Here is a 23,901-nt window from a genome sequence, read left to right as displayed (position 1 = left end):
GGCTGGCGTAGGGTGGTTCCTACGGCTGAAGCAAGCGGCCGCAGTTTTCTTCTGTGCGGAGCCGCTTTCCATGGCCGACGAACCAGCCCTCCGGGCCCTTGCTGAATCACCCTTCTCGCTGCCCCACCTGCGGGACGGCCAGTTGGCCGGCATGGCAGCCCTTGCGGACGGCCGCGACGTCCTGGCCGTGATGCCCACCGGATATGGCAAATCCGCCATCTACCAGGTCGCCGCCCTGCACCTGCACAGGACCACCGGACGTCCCGCCGTCGTGGTTTCACCGCTTATTGCCCTGCAGGAGGACCAGTTGGACGGCCTGGCCCAGGCGCTCGGGCCGGATGCCGCTGTGGCCATCAACTCCTCGCACAGTGACGCCGAAGTCGAGGCGTCATGGCAGGCCGCCGAGGATGGCCGGGCCGTGTTCCTGTTCCTCGCCCCCGAACAGCTGGCCAAGCAGTCAACCGTAGACCGCATCAAAGCCCTGGGCATCTCCCTCTTCGTGGTGGACGAGGCCCACTGCGTTTCCTCCTGGGGCCACGATTTCCGACCTGACTACCTCGCCCTCGGCAATGTCCGGGAACAGCTGGGCAATCCGCCCGTGGCTGCCTTGACCGCTACGGCCTCCCCGCCGGTTAGGGACGAGATCGTGGAGCGGCTGGGCATGAACCAGCCACTGGTCCTGGTCCATGGCTTCGACCGGCCCAACATCAGCCTCGATGTGGTCCGCCACCATGAGGACAAGGGCAAGCGCAAGGCCGTCCTTGAGCAGGTGGCGGAGCTGGCCGGGAAGGGTCGAGGCCTGCTGTATGCGGCCACCCGGAAGGACACGGAGAAATACGCGGCCAAGCTGGTCAAGGAGGGGCTGCGCGCGGAGGCTTACCATGCCGGCCGTTCCGCGAGGGACCGGGAACACATCCATGAGCTGTTCCTGGCTGACCAGCTGGACGTCGTGGTTGCCACCACGGCGTTCGGCATGGGCATCGACAAGCCGAACGTCCGGTTCGTGGTGCATGCCGACATTCCGGAGTCGCTGGACTCCTACTACCAGGAGATCGGTCGGGCAGGCAGGGATGGCGAACCCGCATCCGCCGTGCTGCATTACCGCTCCGAGGACCTGGGCCTGCGGAAGTTCTTCGGCACCCACTCCCCCGACCCCGGTTCCCTCCTGGCCGTGCTGAAGATCCTCAAGGCCGCCAAGGCTCCCGCGCCGAAGGCGTCCCTGGCCGAGCTCACCGGGTTACCCGCCCGCCGCATCACGGGACTCATCAACCAGCTGGAGGAGGTTGGCGCCGTGAGCACAGGCAAGCGGGGCATCCGGCTGACCTCCAAAGCCAAGCTGCCCGCACTGGTGGACGACGCCGTCGAACTCGCCGAAGCCCGGCAGCGCGTGGACCAGTCCCGGCTGACCATGATGCGTGCGTACGCGGAGACGGACGGCTGCCGGCGGCAGTTCCTGCTGGGCTACTTCGGCGAGGACCTGCCGGAGCCGTGCGGAAACTGCGACGGGTGCGCTGCTGCCGCTTCGGGGGACGCGGGGCAGCCGGACGAGGGGAAGGCGGGAAAGAAGTCCCACGCCAAGCAAAAGCAGGGGAAGAAACAGCCGGGCAAGGCGTCCGACGGCGGCGGGCCGGCTTCCGCCGCCGCCGAGCCTTTCCCGCTGCAGTCCGCGGTGGTGCACAAGGAGTGGGGGCCCGGCCTGGTGATGCGGCATGAGGACGACGTCATCACGGTGCTCTTTGAACAGGAGGGGTACAAGACGCTGTCCCGGACCGCCGTCATGGAGCACGAACTCCTGAAGCCCGCTTAGGTAGGCTGGAGGGACCCTCCGACGAAAGGCCCGCCGCGTGGAAGTATCTGCTTATATCTGGACCCTGACCATTGCGGGAATCGTGGGGCTGCTGGCCTTCGACTTCTTCTTCCACGTCCGTAAGGCGCACACGCCCTCCCTCAAGGAATCCGCCACCTGGTCCGCGATCTACGTGGGAATTGCCGTGCTGTTCGGGCTGGCCGTACTGGTGTTCGGCGGACCCGACATGGGGACGGAATATTTTGCCGGTTACGTGACGGAGAAGGCGTTGTCAGTGGACAACCTCTTCGTCTTCCTCATCATCATGGCCAGTTTCAAGGTGCCCCGCGCGGACCAGCAAAAGGTGCTGCTGTTCGGCATCGTGTTCTCCCTGATCGCCCGCACGGCGTTCATCTTCCTGGGCGCGGCACTGATCAACAGTTTTGCCTGGGTGTTCTACATCTTCGGGCTCATCCTGCTGCTCACCGCCGGCAACCTGCTCAAACCCGACAGCCACGACGACGACTCCGAAGGCCTGGTGGTCCGGCTCGCCAGGAAGCTCCTGCCGGCGTCGCAACACTACGACGGCGACAAACTCTTCACGGTGGAGAACGGCAAGCGGGTCCTGACGCCGATGCTGCTGGTGATGGTGGCCATCGGCGGCACGGACATCCTGTTCGCCCTGGATTCAATTCCGGCCATCTTCGGCCTCACCCAGAACGTGTTCATCGTGTTCACCGCCACCGCGTTCTCGCTGATGGGCCTGCGCCAGCTGTTCTTCCTGATTGACGGCCTGCTGGACCGGCTGATCTTCCTTTCGTACGGCCTGGCGGTCATTCTGGGTTTCATCGGCGTGAAGCTCATCCTGCACGCCCTGCACGAGAACACCCTTCCCTTCATCAATGACGGCAAGCACGTCAACGTGGTGGAGGTCAGCACCGTCGTCTCGCTGGGCGTCATCCTGGGTGTCCTGGTGGTGACCATCCTGGCGTCCATCTTCAGCCCCAAGGGCAAGGCCAAGAACGCGGTGTCCGGGGCGCGGCGCCACGCCACGGAATACATGGACCTCAACTACGAGACGGACATGGCCGAACGCGACAAGATCTTCGCCAAGATGTGCCGCGAAGAAAACCAGATCCGCAAGCTTCCCGAGAAGTACAAGCGGCTGGTCCGCAACGAAACCGAGTTCATGGAGCTGCTGCGCAACGCCCACGCGGAGCACGACAAAGCCCAGGTCCGGGCTGCCGCAGCCGAGAGCTGACGCCCGGCCGGCTTGCGGGGTGGATTACCGGCCCAGCGCGGCCGCCCCGCTGGCCAGGCTGGTGATCCGCGCCCAGTCCTTGGCCGCGACGGCGTCCGCCGGAGTGAGCCAGCTGCCGCCCACGCAGGCCACATTCGGCAGCCGAAGGTAATCCGGGGCGGTGGCCAGGCTGATGCCGCCGGTGGGGCAGAACTGCACGTGCGGGAGGGGCGCCCCGATGGCCGCCAGATAGGACGGACCGCCTGCAGGCCCGGCGGGGAAGAACTTCATCGCATCCAATCCGGCTTCCAGGACGGCCATTACCTCGCCCACGGTGGCGACGCCGGGCAGCACCGGGACGTCCAGGGACAGCATGTGCTTGAGCAGGGCCGGGGTGACACCGGGGCTGACCAGGAATGTGGCACCCGCTTGGACGGCGGCGTCGGCCTGGCCCGGCGTGAGGATGGTGCCGGCGCCCACCAGGATGTCCGGCACCTCCTCGGCGATCAGCTTCAGCGAGGTCAGCGCGGAGTCGGTGCGCAGCGTCAGCTCGATGGTCTTCACGCCGCCGTCCGCCAGGGCACGGGCCAGGGGCACCGCATCCTGGGCGTCGTCGATGGTGACCACCGGGATGACAGGTGAAACGCCAAGGACGCCTGATGCGTCAGCCATGGTTGATCTCATTTCCCAGGCCGTCCGGCCCGTTGGTTTCGATGATGCGGTACCAGTGCAGGAGCAGGTTGCGGAAGCCGCCATGTTCCGCCAGGTCCTGGTCAAAAACGGGCCGGAAGCCCAGCAGTGCAGGCACCACGCTGTCGGCGTCCCTGGCGGCCGGCAGTGTTGCGTTCAGCTCCGCGGCCAGCGGATCGTTGAGGTCGGTTTCCAGGGTGGCGGCCACATGGTGCATCCACGCGGCAATGGCGAGCCCAGCCCAGCGGGGTTCGCGGCCGGCGTCGAGCGTTCCCCTGATGGTGGGCAGCAGGCGCAGCCCTATCTTCTGGGAACCGTCGCTGCCCACTTTCGCGGTGGTGTGGCCCAGGGCGGGGTTGGCGAAGCGGCGGAGCACCTCGTCGCAGTACTGCTCCCCGCCCAGCCCGGCCGGGAGGGTGATGGTGGGCAGCGCTTCCTGGAGCATCATGCGCCGGCAGGCGGTGTGGAACGCGTCCACGGCCACGGCGTCGCTGATGGTTTCCTTGCCCGCGGCGAGCCCCAGATAGGCCAGCATCGAATGGCTGGCGTTCAGCAGCCTCAGCTTGGCTGCCTCCCACGCGGCGACGTCGGTGCTGAACACCGCCCCGGCATCCTCCCAGCGCGGCCTGCCGGCGGCGAAATTGTCCTCAATCACCCATTGCTTGAAGGGTTCGGCCACCACGGCGGCTTCGTCCCGAAGGCCAAGTTCACGTTCGACGCCGGCCAGGTCGCCTGGCGTGCTGGCCGGCACCATCCGGTCGACCATGGTGCTGGGGAAGGTTGCCTTTCCTGCCAACCAGACCAGCAGGGGTTCGCTTTCAGGTGCGGGCAGGGCGGCCGCGAAATTCCGGACCAGGGTTCCGGTCAGTTCGCCGTTGCCGGGCAGGTTGTCGCAGGACACCACGGTGATGGCTCCGGCACCCGTGAGTGGCCGTTGCTGCAGGCCACGGACAATTTGCCCGATGGCGGTACGCGGCGGGCGTCCCGAGAGGTCCGCCTGGACTTCCGGGTCCTGCAGGTCAAGGGTGCGGGTTTTCGGATCGAACCGGTATCCCTTTTCCGTGATGGTGAGGGTGACGATCTTTGTGGCCGGTGCGGCGATCCGCTCGACCACCGGTTCGGGGTTGTCGCGCCCGGATATGGCGTCGACGATGCTGGAGACCACACGCAGCGGGGCGGCGTTGCCTCCCCGTTCTGCCACGGTGAACAAGCCATCCTGGGGCGCCAGTTGCCGGGCCACGGTGCTGGAACGCTGGGTGACCCCGATGATCCCCCACTCGAAGTCGCCGGCGGCAAGCATTGCGTCTTCCGTGAAGACCGCGGTGTGGGCGCGCGCGAAGGCTCCCAGGCCCAGGTGGACGATGCCGGGCTGCAGTTTGTCCCGCTTGATGCCGGCGTGGTGTCCGCTGGTTGCCAGGGAAGATGTAGTCAGGCGTTCGATGGCTGCGCTCCTTCGGAGAAGTTCCCGGAGGCGTGCGCCCTGGTCTGTTCGAATGTGGGGATGAAACCGGTACCGCCCTTGCCGCCCACCACCAGCGACGATGCGGCAGCCCCGAAACGTGCCGCCGTCGGGAAGTCGTCGCCCAGCACCAGACGCGCGGTGAGCGTCCCAACGAACGCGTCCCCGGCACCGGTCTGGTCCACCACGGCGGGGGCGGGAACCGCCGGCACCCACGCAGAGCCGGCACCTTGGGCGGCGTCGCCGCTCCATTCGAGCTGGACCCCTTCCGCCCCACAGGTGACGGCAACGTTGGCGGTACCCAGCGAGCGCAGCTTGGCCGCGGCCTCCTGCGGAGAGGCAACGCCCAGCAGGGCATCCGTCTCGCCGGGGAATGACGGCGTGACCAGGAAGGCCTGCGGCGCCAGGGCGGTGAGTGCCGCCGTCGCCTCTTCCACGGTGGTGAGGCGGGGGCGGTAATTGGGATCGTAGACAAAGCGTGTGGCCAGGCCGGCAGCTTTGACGACGGCGGCGCGCGACGTTGGTGAAATGGCGCAGGCGATGCCGCCCGCCACCAGGGCCCCGGCTGCCGCGACAACTTCGGGATCGACGTCCTCCGGGCCCAGGGTGGAACCCACGCTGCCGCTGCGGGCGTAGGAGAACTCGCGTTCGCCGGCAGGATCGCTGTGGACGAGGTAAACGCCCTGCTGGCCGCGCCGGAACTTTAGAAGGTCGGTCGAAACGCCCAGTTCGGCGATACGGGCGGCAATGGCGTGGCCCAATTCGTCATCGGTCAGCACGGACAACAGGCCTACCGTGGCGCCTGCGGCGGCGGCGGAGGCTGCGACGTTGAGGGCGTCGCCGGAGATGCCAAGCTGCGCGGGAACGCCGTGGGCAAAGGGAAGGTCGGTGGCGACTTCGACGAGGATCTCCCCCATCACCACCACGTCAAAGGGTTGGTGGGCTGCAGTGTTCACCAGTCGTGCACCGATCCGTCCAGGCGCCGGTTCACCGGCAGGTACTTGGGGTCGAAGGGGAAGCGTACGGCGGCTTCCTCATTGAACTCTACGCCGATGCCGGGAGCGTCCCCGGGGTGCATGTAGCCGTCGCTGAAGGTGTAGGAGGTGGTGAAGACTTCCCCGGCGGGGTCGCGGTGGCCCATGTATTCCTGGATGCCGAAGTTGGGGATGCTCATGTCAACGTGCAGTGCGGCTGCGAACGAGGCCGGCGACAGATCACCTGCGCCGTGCGAGCCCGAGCGCACGCCGTAGAGGTCTGCGAGGGAGAAGATGCGGCGCAGGTGCGTGATGCCGCCGGCGTGCGAGACGGAGGTGCGGATGTAGTCGATCAGGCGTTCGGTGATGAGCTGCTGGCAGTCCCAGATCGAGTTGAACACCTCACCCACGGCGACGGGGGTGGTGGTGTGCTGGCGGATCAGGCGGAATGCCGACTGGTCTTCGGCCGGCGTCGGGTCCTCGATCCAAAACGGCCGGTACTGCTCAAGGGAGGCGCCAAGCCGGCCTGCTTCGATGGGCGTGAGCCGGTGATGGACATCGTGCAGGACGTGGACGCCGTAGCCGAACTCCCCTCGGACGTGGGCCATCATTTTCGGTGCGAAGTCCAGGTAGGCGGTGGTCTCCCAGGCGTCTTCCTGGGGCACGTTGCCGCTGGCCGGCTCGTAGAGTCTGCCGTCCACGGGGGCGATCCCGTAGGTCTTGTCCAGGCCGGGCACGGCTGCCTGGGCGCGGATGGCCTTGTAGCCAAGGTCCAGGTGATGCTGGAAGTCTGCGCTGAGGTCCTCAAGGGTGGTGCCGCTGGCGTGTCCGTAGACCATCACGCCCTCGCGGGCCGCGCCGCCCAGGAGTTCATAGACCGGCATGCCGGCCGCCTTGCCCTTGATGTCCCAGAGTGCGACGTCGATGGCTGCGATGGCCGTCATGGTCACCGGGCCGCGGCGCCAGTAGGCGCCCTTGTAGAAGTACTGCCAGGCATCCTCGATGCGGCGGGCATCGCGGCCGATGAGCAACGGGCAGAGGTGCTCGGAGAGATAGGAGGCTACAGCCAGCTCGCGACCGTTCAAAGTGGCGTCGCCGATGCCGGTGATGCCGTCCTCGGTTTCAATTACGAGCGTGACGTAGTTCCGTCCGGGCGACGAAACCACAACCCGTGCGTCGGTGATCTTCACTGGGAGTCCTTCTCATGGTGGTATGCAATGTTCGTTGACGGTAAGTGCCCGTTGTGAGAGTTCAGAACGGGCACTTACCGCTGTTTCGGTGGGGTGGGTGTCAGTCCGAGCTGAGGCGGAGCATGACCTTGCTGCTGCCGGCCGCGGGGTCCGCGGCGGTTTGCATGGCTTGCGCCGCGTCCTCGATGGCGAACTTGTGGGTGATGATGGGCGAGACGTCCAGGCCGTCCTTCATGGCCTGCAAGGCATCGGTGATTTCATCCACGAACCTGTAGGACCCGATCCAGGTGATTTCACGTGTAACCAGGTCCCCCAGCGCGGAGGCCGCAGGGGTGCCGGGCAGGTTGCCCACCTGGACGACGGTGCCGCCGCGGGCCGTGGCGCGCAGGACTCCGCCCAAAACGGCAGGGATCCCGGTGGCCTCGAAGACGAACTCCATGTCCGTGGGGAGCGCAGTGTCCGAGACGTTCAGTACCTCGTCTGCGCCCATGGCCTTGGCAATCCGCAGGGACGCGTCGCTGATGTCGGTGGCAATTACGGTCCGGGCTCCGGCGTACTTGGCGGCCGCCGTGACCAGCGACCCGATGGGACCGGCACCGTTGACCAGCACGTCGCGGCCTCGAAGGCTGCCGGCGCGGCTGACGGCATGCATGGCGACGGCGAGCGGCTCCGCCAGTGCCCCGCGGAGGGTGTCCACCCCGTCCGGAAGCGGCCGGACCTGGAATGCCTTGGCGAGTTTCCGTTCGCTGAACCCACCGTCGGTGTGGGGGTCGAACGCCGCCGAACCGAAGTACCTGATCTGCGGGTAGAGGTTGGTCCGGCCCCGGAGCCGCTCCGGCAGCGCGCCGTCCCCCACCAGTTCGGCCGGATGCACCGTGACGGGCTGGCCCACTTCGAGATGTTCGACGCCGGCGCCCAGCTTGGCGATCCGGCCCGCCACCTCGTGCCCCAGGACGAGCGGTGACTTCAGCGCCGCGGTACCCGACGCTCCGTGGCGCCAGTACGAAAGGTCGCTGCCGCAAATGCCGCCCCATTCGACGTCGAGCACTACCTCTCCCGGCCCGGCGACGGGCTCGGGCCGGTCACCGATGCGGAGGTCGTTGGCACCGTGGACGACGACTGCCTTCATACTGCGTCCTCCAGGCGGACCATGTCCCGGCCGCGGACCTCGGGGCCAACAGCTGCGGAGACCAGGGTGATCAGCGAGTAGCCGATGACCATGGCGGCGAGCGGCCACCAGTGTCCGGTGACTGCGGTAAGCGTTGCCGCCAGCAGCGGGCCGATGGCTGTGGCCAGGATGCCGCCGATCTCCTTGGCGAGCGCCAGTTGCGTGAAGCGGGTGCGGGCACCGAAGAACTCGGCCATGGTGACGCTTTCCATGGCGAAGAGGCTCAGCACGCCCAGGTTCAGGCCGATGACCATGGCGATGGTGATAAGCGCCGAATTGCCGCTGGTGATCATGAGCATCATCGGGATGGCGTAGAGGGCAGTGAGGGCGCTGAGCACCAGGTACAGGGGGCGGCGGCCGAAGCGGTCACCAAGGAGGCCAATCAAGGGGATGGTGACGAAGCCGAGGATCGAGCCGTACATGATCGCGTTGGTGCCCACGCTCTTGTCCGTCATCAGGACGGTGGCCAGGTAGCCCACCAGGAAGGTCTGCACCAGTCCGGAGTTGCCGGCCTGGCCAAAGCGCAGGCCCAGTGCGATCAGGAACGCCTTGCCCTTCTTCTGGTGCAGGGCAGCTTCGATGGTGCTGGTTCCCGCGAGTTCGGGGGCCTTTGCGGCTGCGCTCTTGATCTTGTCCTTGGTGAGTGCCACGCCGTCAACCACGTCGGCACGCTGTTCGAAGACCGGGCTTTCCTTGATGGAGCGGCGGATCCAGACGGCGAACAGCATGATCACGAAGCTGGCAAGGAACGGGACGCGCCAGCCCCAGCTCAGCAGGTCCTCCTGCGAAAGGGAACTGACCAGGATGGCCCACAATGCCGAGGCGCCCAGGGTTCCGGAGTTGGTGCCCAGGCAGACCAGGGAAGAGATGATGCCGCGTCGGCGAGCCGAAGCGAACTCCGCCAGCATCACCGTGGCACCCGCGATTTCCGCGCCGGCCCCGAAACCCTGGATGAGGCGCAGGGCCACCAGGAGGATGGGTGCCCAGATGCCCACCATGGCGTAGGTGGGAAGTACGCCGATCAGGGTGGTGGAGGCACCCATCAGGGCGATGGTGATGTACAGGACCTTCTTGCGGCCGATGCGGTCGCCCATGCGGCCGAAGTAGACGGCACCGAAGAGGCGGGCAACGTACCCCACGCCGTAGGTGGCCATCGCGGCGATCAGGCCGATGACGGGGCTGACGTCCGGGAAGAAGATCTTGTTGAAGACGATGGCGGCTGCCAGGGAGTACAGCTGGAAGTCCATGAATTCCATGGCCGTGCCAAGCCAGCCGGAGACGGCCACCTTTGCGAGGTCGCGGGTGTTCCGGGCTTCAACCTTGCTGCTGGTAGGCGGTGCAATGCTTTCGGTCATCAGTTGCTCCTTTGCAGGTGATGCTGTCTAGGGGGAGGAAAAACGTTGAAGGGGATTGAACAGCGGAAAGCTGTGGACTGCCCGGCCGGGCCCCTCGGATGGGCATCAGTGAACCGGCAGCACTTCGATTTCTACTACCATACAAGCACTACCATTCTAGTGTGTCAACGGGCTAGACTAATGGCATGGCAACGGACAAAAGAGGTGCTTCCCCCCGGCTTTCGGTGCGCGACCAAACCCTCGAGACGCTCCGCAGCAGGATCATCTCGCTGCAACTCCCGCCGGGCGAGCCCCTATCCGAGAACGAGCTGGCGCAGGAGCTGGGCGTCAGCCGCACGCCGGTACGCGAGAGCCTCATCCTGCTCCGCGAGGAAGGACTGGTGCAGGTCTTTCCCCAGATCGGCTCGTTCGTCTCGCTGGTGGACCTGGCGCGGGTCTCCGAAGCGCAGTTCATCCGCGAAGCCATCGAGTGCGCGTCGCTCCGGGATCTCGCCGTGGACGCGGAAGGCATCGGCGTCCTGCGGGGTATTCTCAAGGCGCAGTCGGATGCTGACGCCAGCGGCGACGTGGAGGAATTCTTCCGGCTGGACGAGGATTTCCACCGGGAACTCCTGCGCCTGGCCGGACACGAATCCGCCTGGAGTGCGGTCAACTCCGCCAAGGCACACCTGGACCGGGCGCGCCGGATGAGCCTGCTGGACACCCGGCCCGTTTCCACCTTGATCGAGCAGCACACGGCCGTGGTGGACGCACTGGAAGCCAACGACCTCTCCAACGCGGACAGCCGCCTGCGCCTTCACCTTCGCGCCGTCTTCGAGGACGTCCAGCGCATCCAGGAATCCACCCCGGAGCTGTTCTCCGACGCGGCTGCCCGGCGTCCTTCACGGCGGAGCGTTGCCCGCCTGACTTAAGTCACCCAAGGTGTGCGGCCGACGACGGCGGGAAGTCCCGCCGTCGCGCGCGCCCTGGTCAGGCTGGCTGATCAGGAGCTAATCAGGAAGGCATGCCTCCATCGAGCCGTAGTGCAAGTGCGCACCGCCTTGGACGAATTGCCCGAAATTGGGTGCGTCTTCGTCATCAGCCAGGTCCTTGAAGTAGTTCACGTCAAGCTCCCCTGCCTGCGCCTGGGTGGAAACAATAATTCCGACGCAACTGGCGGCGTCGTTGGTTGCCTGGGCCGGAGCGGCGCTCCCAGCGAGGATGGACAGCCCGGCGAGGCTGAAGATGGCAGCGCGGCGAAGAAGGACAGTCATGACTGGAACCGTTTCTGGGATATGGGATTTCCGTTAGCTGCCGGCGGCGGCCAAGGCCCGCAGCAGCCGATAGGGCCGGTTGGTTGCCCCCAGATCGCAGACCCAAACGCGGCGCCGGAGTTGGATGGGCGCCTTCTTCATCTCCCGGCCAGGCGCTTGTGGCGGCTGCCCGCACTGAAAGGGTACTGCTGCGGGACTCCGGCGTCCACGGAAATTCCAACCACCCAAATGGGCTAACCAATTACCCACGGTGCCTGTTTGTCAGTCCCTCTTGCTAGGTTTGATTCCAGGCCAGGGAAACCGTCTCCGGGCCCGCAAACAGTTGGGGAGGCCCCGTGTTTCTGCTGGACGCTGCCGGTCATCATGCCGGATCCGCTGCGCCGCCGGACCTGGTCTTCTCCGCCAGCGACCTTGTGGCAGCTTCCGAGTGTGAGTACCGCACGCTGCGAATCCTGGACGAAAAGCTGGGGCGTACTCCCAAGGCAGAGTTCCCGGTCGATGAGATGCAGAAGCGCGCCGGCGAACTGGGCGACCGGCATGAACAGACCGTGCTGGCCAGCCTGGTGGCCAAGTACGGCCAATGGGACGCGGGCCGCGGGTCCGGCGTCTACTCACTGGACCGCGGCCAAAACCTCCGGGGCGAGCTTCAGGCGAAACACGCAGAGACCGAACTTGCCCTGCGGTCCGGGGCGGACGTCGTGTTCCAGGCCACCTTCTTCGACGGCGAGTTCCTTGGTTACGCGGATTTCCTGGTCAATGAGGCGGCAGGCACCGGGAACCCCGGCCGGTACGAGGTCTGGGACACCAAACTTGCCCGGCACGCCAAGGTGGGGGCCCTGCTGCAGCTGGCTGCCTACGGCGACCAGCTCCTCGGGATGGGGCTGGATCCCTCCCCCGCCGTCACGCTGGTCCTCGGCACCCGCGTCGGCGACGATTGGCTGCGGAGCAGCCATTCCCTGCCGGACCTGCTGCCCGTTTTCCGTGAACGACGGCGGCGCTTCCGCCAACTCACAGCCACCCACCGGGCGGCCGATGGTCCCGTCCAGTGGCAGCAGCCCGGCGTCGTGCATTGCGGGCGCTGCGACTACTGCGCCGAGCAGGTGAAGTTGCACAGGGATCTGCTGATGGTGGCGGGCATGTCCGTGGTCCAGCGACGGAAACTTCATGCTGCGAAGATCACCAGCATCGATGAACTGGCAGCCATGCCGGCCGGCGAAGCCAGGAACTCCGTGGCCCGGCTCCGCGCCCAGGCGAGGATGCAGCTGGGCCTGGACCAGCCCGCAGGCTCGAGGACATTTACCAAGGATGGCCAGCCGCACACGGTCTCCTACACGGTCCTTCCGGACAACACCATCGGATCGCTGCCCGCCCCCAGTGCCGGGGACATCTTCTTCGACTTCGAGGGCGATCCGCTGTGGCAGGACCCGGCCACCGGCGCGTGGGGCATTGAGTACCTCTTTGGCGTCATCGAGGCCCCGGTGCCTGGTGCGGAAGGCGATCCCGTCTTCCGCCCGTTCTGGGCGCACTCCCGTTCCGGGGAGCGCCGCGCCTTCCTGGACTTCCTGGACTACGTGGAAAAGCGGCGTGCCCGGTACCCGGACATGCACGTTTACCACTACGCCCCGTACGAAAAGACCGCGCTGCGGAACCTTTCGCTTGCGCACCAGGCGGGCGAGGACACGGTGGATGACTGGCTCCGGCAGGGGCTGCTGGTGGACCTGTACGCCACGGTGCGGCATTCCCTTCGGATCTCGGAGGCGTCGTACTCCATCAAGAAGCTTGAACCGCTGTACATGGGAGACAACCTCCGGTCCGGGGAAGTCAAGGACGCCGGCGCTTCGGTGGTGGCCTACGCCGCCTATTGTGCCGCCCGCGATGAAGGGCGGCAGGACGAGGCCGACACCATCCTGGCGTCGATTTCCGACTACAACCGGTACGACTGCCTCTCCACCCTTCGGCTGCGTGACTGGTTGCTTCGAATCGCTTCCGTGGCCCGTGCGGACGCCCAAGCGTCAGGGGACGCCCCTGCGGCGGCTGCTTTGACCGTTGCTCCCCCGACAGATCCCGCAGTCGACGGACGCCAGGATGCACAGGACGAAACCGCCGAAGAACGTCGGCTCCGCGAGTATCTTGCCGGCCTGCCGGACAACCGCCCGTGGACTGACGACGAGCGTGCCATCGCCATGGTTGCGGCAGCCACCGGATATCACCGGCGTGAGCGCAAGCAGTTCTGGTGGCAACACTTCGACCGGGTCGAGGCGCCGCTGGAAAACTGGTCCGACCAACGCAACGTGTTCGTTGTATCGTCAGCGGAAGTCGTCTCGGACTGGGCGTTGGCCAAGCCCCGGGAACGGATGCAAACCCGCGTCCTGAAGCTCCGAGGCACCATGACGGAGGGCTCCGATTTCCGCGCCGACTCCAACTGGTGCCGGCTGTACGACGCCCCGGGACCTGATGGCATGACCGCCCCGGACGCTGCCCCGGGGACCAGGGCCTACTCCTTCGGGACCAGGATCAGCGAACTGGAGCCGGCACCGGACAGCCCGGAACACTTCGTGACCATTGCCGAGCGGGAGACCGGGAAAGTTCGCGCCTATCCGCACCTTCCGGTGGCACTCACGGAGGACCAGCCCCTGGCCACCGCCAGCATTGAAGCAGCCATCGCGGACATCGCCAGCGCTGTCGGGGCTTCGGTGCCGTCCCTCCCCGCGCAACCGGGCCTGGACATCCTGCGCAAGTTGCCGCCGCGGTTCCACTCGCTGCCAGGGCCGGCGGACGTCCGGCATGGCGACGATGGTTCAGCCGATTACGCGCCGGCCATCACCGAATCTTTGCGGGACCTGGACCACTCCTATCTGGCCGTCCAGGGTCCGCCAGGGACAGGCAAAACCTACGTTGGTGCCCATGTCATCGGCAGGCTGGTGGCCGAGGGCTGGAAGGTCGGGGTGGTTGCCCAGTCCCACAACGTGGTGGAAAACCTGCTCTGCCGGGCAATCGAAACCGGCGGAGTGGACCCCCAGGTGGTGGGCAAGAAACTGGCCGCACCCCATCCTGTCCCCTGGAACCTCACCTCAGAAGGCGACGTGTCCCGCCTGCTGGCATCCCCGGGCGGATGCCTGGTGGGCGGCACCGCCTGGACCATGACCGGCAAGGAAGTCCCCGCCGGGTCCCTCGATCTCCTGGTCATTGACGAGGCCGGGCAGTTCTCGCTGGCCAACACCCTGGCGGTCAGCGTCGCGGGTACGCGGCTGCTCCTGCTTGGCGATCCCCAGCAGCTCCCGCAAGTCACCCAGGGCGCGCACCCGGAACCAGTGGACCAGTCCGCGCTTGGCTGGCTCGCGGCCGGCCACGCCACCCTTCCCGTAAGCCTGGGCTACTTCCTCGCCGATACCTGGCGGATGCATCCGGACCTGTGCCGGGCAGTGTCGAACCTCAGCTACGAGGGAAGGCTGGCATCGGCTCCGGCCGCGTCCCTTCGCGAACTGGAGGTCCTGGCGCCCGGGGTGGAGACGGTGTTCGTCAACCACACCGGCAACGCCACCGCGTCAAAAGAAGAAGCTGCAGAAGTGGTAAGCCAGGCCCGCCGGCACCTTGGCCTGAAATGGACCTGCGGCCCGGAGACCGAATCCCGCCCCCTCGGGCAGCAGGACCTGCTGGTGGTGGCCGCCTACAACGCCCAGGTCCACCTGATCCGCAGGCACCTGGCGGAGGCCGGACTGCCCGATGTCCGGGTGGGCACCGTGGACAAGTTCCAGGGCCAGGAAGCTCCCGTGGTGCTGGTCTCCATGGCATGCTCGGCCGTGTCAGAGGCTCCGCGGGGAGCGGAGTTCCTGCTCAACCGGAACCGCATCAACGTGGCGGTGTCCCGCGGCCAGTGGCGCGCGGTCATCATCCGTTCCCCCGACCTCACCAGCTACATGCCGCACAAGCCCGCGGGGCTGGAGGAACTCGGGGCCTTCATCGGGCTTAGTCCGCGGGATTAGCGCGGGACAGGCCCCCTGACGGCGCCGCGGGAACGTCGCTGCCGCGGGAGCGGCTCAGTGCGCCCGGAAGCCCCGGAATTGACCGGAGGCTTCGGACATCGATGCCTCCACGTTGTCCACCCGGCCCGGCGTGCGGCCGGATTTGAGCCACTCCAGGAGCTGGCGCACCTTCGGCTCGGGCCCCTCGGCCACCACGGAAACCGAACCGTCGTCGAGGTTCTTCACTTCGCCGGAAAGTCCAAGGTCCTCAGCCTGGCCCATGGTCCGGAAGCGGAAGCCCACAGCCTGCACCATGCCGGACACGCGCGCGTCCAGCCGGATATTGGCCTGCGCCGGGTTTTCCTGCGCGGGCCCTGCGTGCCTACCCATGGTGGACCTCCTCGTCCGCAGCTTGCCGTCCCGGCCGGGCCGCGCTACCTGTCACCGTTGTTTGGAAACGACAGTCAGCGCGGCCCGGCCGGGCGGATGCATCCCTTAGTTGATGGTGATGTCGCGGGTGGCGTGGTTGTAGCGGATGGTCACCTTGCCGCCGGCGTGGTGCAACTCGTGGTTGGGACCGTCGAACGTGCCGAAGGCACCGTAGTTCTCAGTCCAGGATCGGTTGAGGGCGATCTTGAAGGTGTAGAACCCGGCGGGAAGCTCGGCGCTCTTCTTCCACAGCTGGTCCAGGAAATCGAATTCCATCTGCGCTTCGTCGTACTGCGGTGCCCAGTTCTCCGGGGCACCCAGGATGGTGTTGAAGTCACCAGCCAAGGCCACAGCTTCGGGCTGCGGAAGGGTTTCAACGTCCGGGCCCTCGAACGGCTCGGTGGCGGCGGAGGTCTCGGCAGCGGGGGCTGCTGCTGCCTTGTCCTTGGCCGAAGCCTTGCCCTTGCGTACTGCCTTCACTACGGGTTCGACGGCGTCTTCGATCGCCTTGGCTGCCTTGCCCACCGCCGAGGCGGCCTTCTTCGCGGGAGCCTTCCTGGCGGTCTTCTTCGGAGCCTCCTCCTTGGCCGGAACCTCCAGCGTCGCCGCGGCGGCGGAGACCGGGCGGACAAAGCCTTCGGGAGCCGTGGGAACGGGAGTATCGGCAGGGACGGGAGTGCCGGCGTCGAGCGCTGCGGCGAAGGAATCAGCGTCGGGGAAGGCGACGGTAGCGCGCATGCCGTCCTCGGTGATGGTCCAGCCCGAGCGGCCCTTGATCAGCCAGCCGGCCTTGACCAGCTTGGCGGTGGCGGAGGTGAGGGTCTTGTGGCCGCGCGGGATTCCGCCGCTGAGAAGTTCTGCCTCATGCTCGTTGAACGGCACGCGGGCAGTTGCTTCCGCCAGGACCTGGCCTGCATTCAGTGCATCGCCGGACCACACGCCTTCGGTCAGGACATCGAGCACGGTCTTGAGTCGAAGGTAGGTGTTTTCTGCGGTGGACTTGGCCATGATTCCCCTTATATAAAAGCGATCGGTCTTAGGCATCTTGCCAACAGCCGATTAAATCGCGCGACTTTAATTGGTAAATTCTGCGTGTCGTGACCGACTATGAAGCGGATAGTGCCGCAAGTGAGGCGGAGGTCTCGGGTAAGGGCTGTCTGCATAACCCTCGAGTGCTGGCATGGATGCTGCCCTGCACTCCCCAGACACGCCTGCGGCACTTAGTTTACCGGGCAGAAAGACCGGCTGTTGCCCCCGACACAGCAGCGGTCAGTCGGACACTTCCCTGCCGTTCAATTCCGCCAGCAGCTCCGCTTTCCGCTCCTCTGACGCGAACGAGGAATGGATGGAGTTCGCTGCAAGGCGTGCCCTGTCGAAATCAGAGAGTTCAAACACCGAAGTCAGCTGCGCAAAGTTGTCATCCACGTAGCCGCCGAAGTAGGCGGGATCGTCTGAGTTGACCGAGACGTTGAGTCCGGCGGCCAGCATCGCGGGCAACGGATGGTCGGCCAGGGTGTCCACGGCACGGAGCCGGACGTTGGACAGGGGACAGACCGTCAGGGGAATGCGTTCGTCCACCAGGCGCTCCACCAGGTCGGGGTCATCCATGCAGCGGATGCCGTGGTCGATCCGCTCCACGCCCAGGAGGTCCAGGGCTTCGATGATGTACGACGCCGGGCCCTCCTCCCCCGCGTGCGCCGTCAACCGCAGGCCTGCTTCACGCGCCTTCGCGTACAGCCGCTCAAACTTGGACGGCGGGTTTCCCACTTCGGCCGAATCCAGGCCGATGGCACCGATGGGCGCATTCATGGCCAGCAGCCGGCCGAGGACTTCCAGCGCGGAGTCCTCCGGCAGGTCCCGGAGGAATGCCGCGATCAGGATGGTGGAGATACCGTATTCCTCCTCCGAGGTCGCCAGCACCGATGCCACACCCCTGACGCACGCCTCAAGGGGAATGCCGCGGGAGAGGTGCGCCTGCGGGTCCATCATGATTTCCGCGTGCCGGACCCCGGCGGCAGCAGCCCGCTCCAGGTAGGCCCGGGTCATGTCCGCAAAGTCCTGCTCGGTTCGCAGCACCGCCATGTTGGCGTAGTAGAGGTCAAGGAAGGACTGCAGATCCGTGAACTCATACTTCTCGCGGAGTTCGTCCAGACCGGAATACGGCAGCGCAATACCGTTGCGCTCGGCCAAGGCAAAGATGAGCTCGGGCTGCAGCGTGCCCTCGATGTGCAGGTGCAGTTCTGCCACCGGGAGGGGCTTGGCAGGGGCTGCGGGTTCCGCAGGGTCCGTTTCGGTTTCGGGCATGGTGCTGCCGCCGGCAAAGTTGTCCATCCGGTCAGGATAGTGCCCCTCCCGGTTTTGCGCCTGCCCGGGACTTCGACGCCTTAAAGACCGCCGGCTCCCCGCAGATGCACTGCACCTACCCGACACCCCTGCTGGAATCTCGATTTGATAACGCCCAAGCGATGTCCTAGCGTGAAATGCATGCCCGCCCGGCGGGCTCTTTGATTGCCCGGTGCTGCCTCCACCAGAACTGCCCAGCGGCAGCCACCGACAGTGACCTCTATTTGTCAGGGGCGGGCAGTGGCGCGACGATCTCCGGGGACGGAACCAGCGCTGGTGGCCTTCAGGAGCATCACCATCATGAAAAACACCAAATTCCGTACTGCCGCACGCCGTGGAGTCACCCTGGCCGCCGTCTCCGCGGCAGGTTTGGCCCTCTCAGCCACGGCGGCCAACGCAGCCACCCCGACCTCCACCTGGGATGCACTCGCCCAGTGCGAGAGCGGCGGCAATTGGTCCATCAACACCGGTAACGGCTTCTCCGGCGGCCTGCAGTTTACCTCCAGCACCTGGGCCGCTTACGGCGGAACCGGCTCCCCCGCGGATGCCACCCGTGAACAGCAGATCGCGGTAGCGGAGCGGGTCCAGGCCTCCCAGGGTTGGGGTGCCTGGCCCTCCTGCGCGTCCCAGCTCGGCCTGAGCGGTGGCGGCGGAGCCCCGGTCCAGAGCGCGCCCGTCCAGGCTGCTCCCACGCAGAGCGTCCAGGTTCAAAGTGCCCCGGCTCAAAGTGCTCCGGTTAAGCAGGCACCGGCGCCGCGGCATGCTACGTCGGTTGCCCTTAGCGGCGAGACCTACACGCTTCAGGCCGGGGATACCTTGAGCATTGTTGCCGACAAGCTGGGCATCCAGGGCGGCTGGCAGCATCTTGCCGACGCCAACCTGGACACCATTTCGGATCCGAACCTCGTGTTCGAGGGACAGGTTATCCAGCTTCCCGCGTAACGCCTGAGGCGGCATCACCAGCGGCCCCCTGGCCGCCCGCCTTTTGGAAGGCGACACAGACAGGTCGGCGATAGACAAATTCCGTTGACCAAAAGACGACGCCGGCACACCCCCACAAGGGATGTGCCGGCGTCGTTCTTTTAATTCCCGGGCCGCTGCCGGAGTCGGCAGGGAACCGCCGGTCAGCTGGCCGGCAGTTCGCGGACGATCCGCACCTTCCAGGCGGAGTCGTCGCTGGTGTCCAGCAGGGCAACCGTGCCGTGCGCAAGGTTCAGGGCGACACGCTTGACGGCCAGCAACTCCAGGTAGAGGTGCTCGTTCATGCGGCTGGGGGTGTCGATCATGTATTTCACGGCGTCGCGCACCTTGCGGTAGTTGGCGCTGCGTTCGCGGTGCATGTGCAGTTCCAGGGCGGAGCGCTGCTTGAGCCGCGGTTCGTGCCGGTTGAGCAGCGTCACTGCTGCGTGGACCGCAACGACCAGGGCGAGTGAGACTCCGTAGATCCACACGCCGCTGGACAGCAGGAACAGGGGCAGGTTGCCAATGGCCACAAGCGCGATGACCACGCGAAGGGCGGCGATCCGCCGGACCGTCCTGGCCACGGTGGCCATGCCGTCGCGGAACCGGTGCTGGTCCTTGCGCGCGGCGGCGGGATCGATGGTGAACTCGTCGAGGACCAGGATTCCCTGGGCTTCCGGGGCCAGCATCTGCCCGAAACGGGGCAGGGCGGTGCGGGCGTGGGCGACTGCTTTGTCAGGTGTAGATGTCATGAGAGAGCTTCCGAAACGCGGTTGGGGTTGCGGTGATCTTAGTGGTTTAACCTGAACGTCGTATGCATGCGTCCACTATTTGGACATTAACCTCTCCGCGATGTGGCCGTTGGCACAGCAATTGGCACTTCCGCCGGGGACCGTCAGACTGAATGGATGCAAACCTTCCTCCCGTACCCTGACTTCCGCCAAAGCGCCAAAGCCCTGGACACTGCACGGCTGGGCAAGCAGCGGGTTGAAGCGCTGCAGACCCTCCGCGCCCTGGTGATTCCCGGGTACGGTTGGCAGACCCACCCCGCGATCCGCATGTGGATGGGCCACGTGCCGGCCCTCACCATGTATGGGCTGGCGATGGTGGACGAATGGATCGAACGTGGCCACCCGGACAACACCCGGGCGAACATCGCCGAGTTTGCGCCGCAGGCTGCCCATCCGGACTACGCCGCCAAGATCATCCTGCCGCCCTGGCTCGGGGACCCCGACTTCCACCTGAGCCACCGTTCCAAGCTGGTGCACAAGGAACCGAAGTTCTACACGTCCGTTTTCCCGGACGCCATTCCGGACATGGACTACGTCTGGCCCGAACCCCGGCACGAATTCCTGCCGCAGGAACCGGAGGGGGACATTCTCTGGATCCTGCGGGAGCCGCATGACGACGTCGACCCCCAGTCGCTCAGGACCGTTGCGCTTCCGCCGGTGAACCGGAGCGCTGCTGCCGCGGCCGCGATGTCGGCCGGAGATGACGGTTACTCCCCTGTCTACGTGGACGACGGGTCCCGCCGGCCGTCACGGGCGCCCAGGAAGGCGCCCCCGAAGCCTCAGGAGAAGAAGCCCACCCGCAAGCGCGCGGCGCAGGAGGAGGCGTTCCGGACCCTCCCGGGGAAGACGCCGGTTGCGGTTCCGTTCGAGAACGGAGCCAGGTTCGCCGTGGGACAGGTCGTGGGGCGCCCCATCACCCTCGATGACGGCCGCTTTGGCAGGAATTTCGAGGTCATGGAGATCATTGACCGCTCCGCGTTCGCGTACCCGGCGCTGTTGCAGGATCCGCGCGTGTTCTTCCCGGTTGAGGCGCCGTAGGCCGTGACGATTCTTTTGGCAGGGTGCGGCGACCTGGGTACCGAAGCGGGGCTCAGGTTCGCTGCGTCGGGGCACAGGGTTGTGGGCTGGCGCCGGTCCCCTGCGAAGCTTCCGGCAGCCATTGAAGGTGCTGCGGCGGACCTGGGCTCGCCCAAACTGCCGCCAGTCCCTGCGGACACCACCGCCGTCGTCATTGCCGTCGCTGCCGATTCCCCCTCGGAAGAGGCATACCGGACGGCGTATGTACGTGGTGTGGCACATGTCCTGGATGCGCTCGAACGTGACGGCGTGCACCCGGACCGGGTGTTATTTGTTTCCTCCACGGCCGTCTACGGCGATGCGGGTGGCGGCTGGGTGGACGAATCCACGGCGCCGGATCCGGGCGGCTTCTCCGGACGGGTGCTGGTGGAAGCCGAGGATCTCCTGCACAACAGGCTTGCGGGAACCGGGACCACCGGTATTGCGCTCAGGCTGGGAGGCATCTACGGGCCGGACCGGACGCGGCTGATTGACCAGGTGAAGACAGGCTCGGCCGTGGTTCCCGAGGACGTGCGCTACACCAACCGGATCCACCGTGACGATGCAGCGGCCGCCATTGTGCACCTTGCCACCATGGAGGCTGCGCCCGCGCCGGCATATATCGGCGTGGATGATGAGCCGGCCGAGCTGGGTTCCGTGTTGCGGTTCCTTGCAGCCGAACTTGGGCTTCCAGAACCCCGGGTGGGTGACGCCGGTCCCGCTCGTGGAGGCAACAAGCGTTGCCGTAACCACCTGCTCCGAAGCACCGGGTTCACCTTCACGTTTCCCACGTTCCGGGAAGGGTACAGGGACGTCATAGCAGGGAACGGCATCCGCCATCCGTGACGAAGGCCGCCGTCCAATGGGTTACAGCCAGGTTGGCCGCGGGATGCCTGGCCCGAGCTAAGGCGGGGCATGGAATTTCGGCAGGTCATTGAGGCAGTTGGGCAGCTTGTCGACTTTGCGGGAGTCGCGGTGATGGTGATCGGGGCCGTGGTGTCCCTCCCGCTGGCGATCCGTGGCCATCAGCCGCACCAGCTTCCACCGGGGGCGGGGAAGCTGGGTTTCTACCGGTCCTACCGCCAGTTGCTGGGCCGGTCCATCCTGCTGGGCCTTGAACTGCTCGTCGCCGCCGACATCATCCGCACCGTTGCCGTCACACCCACGTTCGCCAGCGTTGGGGTGCTGGCCATCATCGTGCTGATCAGGACGTTCCTCAGCTTCTCCCTGGAATTGGAAATCACGGGGCGCTGGCCCTGGCAAAAGGAGCCGGCCGCGGCCCGTACCGGCTCCGCCGCCGCCCCACGCTGAGCACCCGGGGTTGGGTTTTCCACATAGGGGTTTTGGGGGCTCTTGAGTGTCGGTGGTGGCTGGCAGAGTTGGGTTATGGAGGCCATTGGGGAGCAGCTGGATGAGTCGTTCGGCGGGTTGTTCGGCGGGAACGCTGACGACGCCGGCAGCCGGCGGACGAGTCCGGCCCGCCTTCGCGCCGTCCCCGGCGGGGAGGGATCCGGCCCTGACATCCTCGGGGCACTTGCCGAAGAACTCGCCACCGCCGCCCTGGCCGCCCCGGGCGTGCTGGCCACCGCCACCTACATCGAGGCCGCCGATTACGCCGCCCGGGTCGAGAACCTTGCCCGCACCGTGGAGTATCTGCAACTCATCTCAGCCCTGACTGTGGACCGGACCCGCACCCAAGCCATCACCCAGGCCGCGGCCAGGACCACAGCAGCCCGCAGACCCCTGGCCCCGCCCTCCCCTGCCGATGACGGCTGCCGCAACACCGCAGAGTTCCTCCGCCTCAGGCTCCGCATCCCCATCCGCGAAGCACGCCGCCGCCTCACCCTCGCCCAGCACACCCTGCCCCGCACCAGCCTCACCGGCCAACCACTCCCACCAACCCGGCCCCACCTCGCCACCGCCCTAACCCCCCACCCCGCCACTGACGGGACCACCACGCAACCGCCCACCGGGAGCCTCCAGGCACCGGCCGTGTCCTCCCACGCCGCGACCCTCATCAACTCCACCCTGGACCGGCTCCAACACCACACCACCCCCCACACCCTGTACCGGATCGAAAAGCACCTCACCACCGCAGCCACCACCACCGACCCCGACTTCCTCACCCGCCTGGCCCAACGCTGGACCGACACCATCGACGCCGACGGCACCGAACCCACCGAAGAAGCCCTCCGCCACACCCAAGGCGCCTTCATCCGCAAACCACGCCACGGCCTGCACCACCTCGAAATCTTCGCCACCACCGACCAATACGAACACCTCCTCACCGTCATGAACACCGCCACCAACCCCCGCACCACCACCCCAAACACCAGCACCGGCACCGGCACCGAACACCACGGACGAACAGCCGAAACAGCAGCCGTGCCCGACCTGCCTGCCCAGCCGGCCCCGCCCGACCTGCCGGACCTGGACCGGCGCACCCGCGCCCAAAAACAACTCGACGGCATCATCACCGCCACCAAAACCGCACTCGCCACCAACACCCTGCCCACCACCGGCGGCAACAAACCCCAAATCATCGCCACCATCCACTACCGGGACCTCTTCCCCACCCACACCACAGCAACAGCGACAGGAGAACGGCCTGGAATACCCGCACCACCAGGGACACAGACAGGCACAGGGACAGGGAAAGGGGCTTTCGCGTTCACCGGCCCCGTCGCCGCCACCACCCTGCGCAAAATCGCCTGCGACGCCGACATCATCCCCGCGCTCCTGGGCACCAACGGCGAAATCCTCGACCTCGGCCGCAAAACCCGCCTCTTCACCCCAGCCCAACGCACCGCCCTCACCACCCGAGACCAAGGCTGCGCCTTCCCCAACTGCACCATCCCCGCACCCTGGTGCGAAGCCCACCACATCACCTACTGGTCACACGGCGGACCCACCACCACCAACAACGGCGTCCTGCTCTGCAGTCACCACCACCACCTCATCCACAAAGAACAATGGACCATCACCACCACCAACCACACCCCAACCTTCATCCCCCCACCCCACCTCGACCCCACCCAAAAACCCCAACAAAACCACTACTTCAAACCCCCACCACCACCCCACCAATACGAATGAACCAGACGGCCTTGCCACTACGGTTGCCCAGAAGTCCCGGCCGGGACCCCCCCTTGCCATCAGGCTCTTCCGGCCCGGCCCGGCCCTTCCTTCGACAACACCACCCGGGGACCGGCAGCCTCAGTTAGGCTTCAAGCATGACGGGCACA

20 protein-coding genes are annotated in these 23,901 nt (G+C 66.4%); 9 read left to right on the top strand and 11 right to left on the bottom strand.

Annotated elements, in window-relative coordinates; genetic code table 11:
- Window positions 1–70 precede the first annotated feature (70 nt).
- Complete coding sequence (locus LDO86_RS04465) at window positions 71–1,807, top strand: ATP-dependent DNA helicase RecQ (RefSeq protein ID WP_018771381.1); 1,737 nt, start codon at window positions 71–73, stop codon at window positions 1,805–1,807.
- Between the two features lie 37 nt (window positions 1,808–1,844).
- Window positions 1,845–3,047 (top strand): TerC family protein, encoded by a 1,203-nt coding sequence (locus LDO86_RS04460; RefSeq protein WP_018771382.1) that lies wholly within the window; start codon window positions 1,845–1,847, stop codon window positions 3,045–3,047.
- 24 nt (window positions 3,048–3,071) lie between these two features.
- Here the strand turns inward: LDO86_RS04460 and eda are convergent, their stop codons facing one another.
- From eda to LDO86_RS04430, 6 genes are all read right to left on the bottom strand, one after another.
- Window positions 3,072–3,698 (bottom strand): bifunctional 4-hydroxy-2-oxoglutarate aldolase/2-dehydro-3-deoxy-phosphogluconate aldolase, encoded by a 627-nt coding sequence (gene eda, locus LDO86_RS04455; protein WP_018771383.1) that lies wholly within the window; start codon window positions 3,696–3,698, stop codon window positions 3,072–3,074.
- Window positions 3,691–5,064, bottom strand: a complete 1,374-nt coding sequence (locus LDO86_RS04450; RefSeq protein ID WP_263422043.1) for a mannitol dehydrogenase family protein — start codon at window positions 5,062–5,064, stop codon at window positions 3,691–3,693. Before LDO86_RS04450 ends, eda begins: the two co-directional genes overlap by 8 nt.
- Window positions 5,065–5,144: 80 nt before the next feature.
- Window positions 5,145–6,131, bottom strand: coding sequence for a PfkB family carbohydrate kinase (locus tag LDO86_RS04445; RefSeq protein WP_018771385.1), 987 nt, complete (start codon window positions 6,129–6,131; stop codon window positions 5,145–5,147).
- Window positions 6,128–7,339, bottom strand: a complete 1,212-nt coding sequence (manD, locus tag LDO86_RS04440) for a D-mannonate dehydratase ManD (RefSeq protein ID WP_018771386.1) — start codon at window positions 7,337–7,339, stop codon at window positions 6,128–6,130. Before manD ends, LDO86_RS04445 begins: the two co-directional genes overlap by 4 nt.
- Before the next feature lie 100 nt (window positions 7,340–7,439).
- Window positions 7,440–8,468 (bottom strand): L-idonate 5-dehydrogenase, encoded by a 1,029-nt coding sequence (locus tag LDO86_RS04435; protein WP_018771387.1) that lies wholly within the window; start codon window positions 8,466–8,468, stop codon window positions 7,440–7,442.
- Entirely contained in the window at window positions 8,465–9,862 is a 1,398-nt protein-coding gene (locus LDO86_RS04430) for an MFS transporter (RefSeq protein ID WP_018771388.1), read from the bottom strand. The genes LDO86_RS04435 and LDO86_RS04430 overlap by 4 nt, the downstream gene beginning before the upstream one ends.
- Window positions 9,863–10,047: 185 nt before the next feature.
- Between LDO86_RS04430 and LDO86_RS04425 the strand changes: the two genes are divergently transcribed.
- Window positions 10,048–10,773, top strand: a complete 726-nt coding sequence (locus LDO86_RS04425; RefSeq protein ID WP_026266093.1) for a GntR family transcriptional regulator — start codon at window positions 10,048–10,050, stop codon at window positions 10,771–10,773.
- Between the two features lie 78 nt (window positions 10,774–10,851).
- Here LDO86_RS04425 and LDO86_RS04420 read toward each other — a convergent pair whose 3' ends face one another.
- Window positions 10,852–11,115 (bottom strand): hypothetical protein, encoded by a 264-nt coding sequence (locus tag LDO86_RS04420; protein ID WP_018771390.1) that lies wholly within the window; start codon window positions 11,113–11,115, stop codon window positions 10,852–10,854.
- A gap of 335 nt (window positions 11,116–11,450) precedes the next feature.
- Between LDO86_RS04420 and LDO86_RS04415 the strand changes: the two genes are divergently transcribed.
- Window positions 11,451–15,098, top strand: coding sequence for a TM0106 family RecB-like putative nuclease (locus tag LDO86_RS04415; protein ID WP_018771391.1), 3,648 nt, complete (start codon window positions 11,451–11,453; stop codon window positions 15,096–15,098).
- Window positions 15,099–15,152: 54 nt separating this feature from the next.
- Here LDO86_RS04415 and LDO86_RS04410 read toward each other — a convergent pair whose 3' ends face one another.
- The 3 genes from LDO86_RS04410 to LDO86_RS04400 all read right to left on the bottom strand — a co-directional run bounded on the left by LDO86_RS04410 (window position 15,153) and on the right by LDO86_RS04400 (window position 17,810).
- Entirely contained in the window at window positions 15,153–15,467 is a 315-nt protein-coding gene (locus LDO86_RS04410; RefSeq protein WP_018771392.1) for an acylphosphatase, read from the bottom strand.
- A 105-nt stretch (window positions 15,468–15,572) separates the two neighbouring features.
- Window positions 15,573–16,514 carry a glycosidase gene (locus LDO86_RS04405; RefSeq protein ID WP_018771393.1) on the bottom strand — a complete coding sequence of 314 codons (942 nt, stop codon included), beginning with the start codon at window positions 16,512–16,514 and terminating at the stop codon, window positions 15,573–15,575.
- Window positions 16,515–16,775: 261 nt separating this feature from the next.
- Window positions 16,776–17,810: an adenosine deaminase gene (locus LDO86_RS04400; RefSeq protein ID WP_051081444.1), complete on the bottom strand. Its 1,035-nt coding sequence runs from the start codon at window positions 17,808–17,810 to the stop codon at window positions 16,776–16,778.
- A 339-nt stretch (window positions 17,811–18,149) separates the two neighbouring features.
- Here LDO86_RS04400 and LDO86_RS04395 point away from each other — a divergent pair, with 339 nt between their 5' ends.
- Window positions 18,150–18,791, top strand: a complete 642-nt coding sequence (locus LDO86_RS04395) for a transglycosylase family protein (protein WP_026266094.1) — start codon at window positions 18,150–18,152, stop codon at window positions 18,789–18,791.
- 182 nt (window positions 18,792–18,973) lie between these two features.
- Here the strand turns inward: LDO86_RS04395 and LDO86_RS04390 are convergent, their stop codons facing one another.
- Entirely contained in the window at window positions 18,974–19,561 is a 588-nt protein-coding gene (locus LDO86_RS04390) for a hypothetical protein (protein ID WP_018771396.1), read from the bottom strand.
- Window positions 19,562–19,717: 156 nt separating this feature from the next.
- Between LDO86_RS04390 and LDO86_RS04385 the strand changes: the two genes are divergently transcribed.
- The 4 genes from LDO86_RS04385 to LDO86_RS04370 all read left to right on the top strand — a co-directional run bounded on the left by LDO86_RS04385 (window position 19,718) and on the right by LDO86_RS04370 (window position 23,752).
- Window positions 19,718–20,638, top strand: coding sequence for an MSMEG_6728 family protein (locus LDO86_RS04385; RefSeq protein WP_018771397.1), 921 nt, complete (start codon window positions 19,718–19,720; stop codon window positions 20,636–20,638).
- 3 nt (window positions 20,639–20,641) lie between these two features.
- Window positions 20,642–21,502, top strand: coding sequence for an SDR family oxidoreductase (locus LDO86_RS04380; RefSeq protein ID WP_026266095.1), 861 nt, complete (start codon window positions 20,642–20,644; stop codon window positions 21,500–21,502).
- A gap of 69 nt (window positions 21,503–21,571) precedes the next feature.
- Window positions 21,572–21,967 (top strand): DUF1622 domain-containing protein, encoded by a 396-nt coding sequence (locus LDO86_RS04375; protein WP_018771399.1) that lies wholly within the window; start codon window positions 21,572–21,574, stop codon window positions 21,965–21,967.
- A gap of 75 nt (window positions 21,968–22,042) precedes the next feature.
- Window positions 22,043–23,752: an HNH endonuclease signature motif containing protein gene (locus tag LDO86_RS04370; protein WP_224084290.1), complete on the top strand. Its 1,710-nt coding sequence runs from the start codon at window positions 22,043–22,045 to the stop codon at window positions 23,750–23,752.
- Window positions 23,753–23,901 lie beyond the last annotated feature (149 nt).

The organism is Arthrobacter sp. StoSoilB19 (assembly GCF_019977275.1).
In the GTDB taxonomy this organism is placed as follows: domain Bacteria; phylum Actinomycetota; class Actinomycetes; order Actinomycetales; family Micrococcaceae; genus Arthrobacter.
This window is presented reverse-complemented; position numbering and strand designations above follow the sequence as displayed.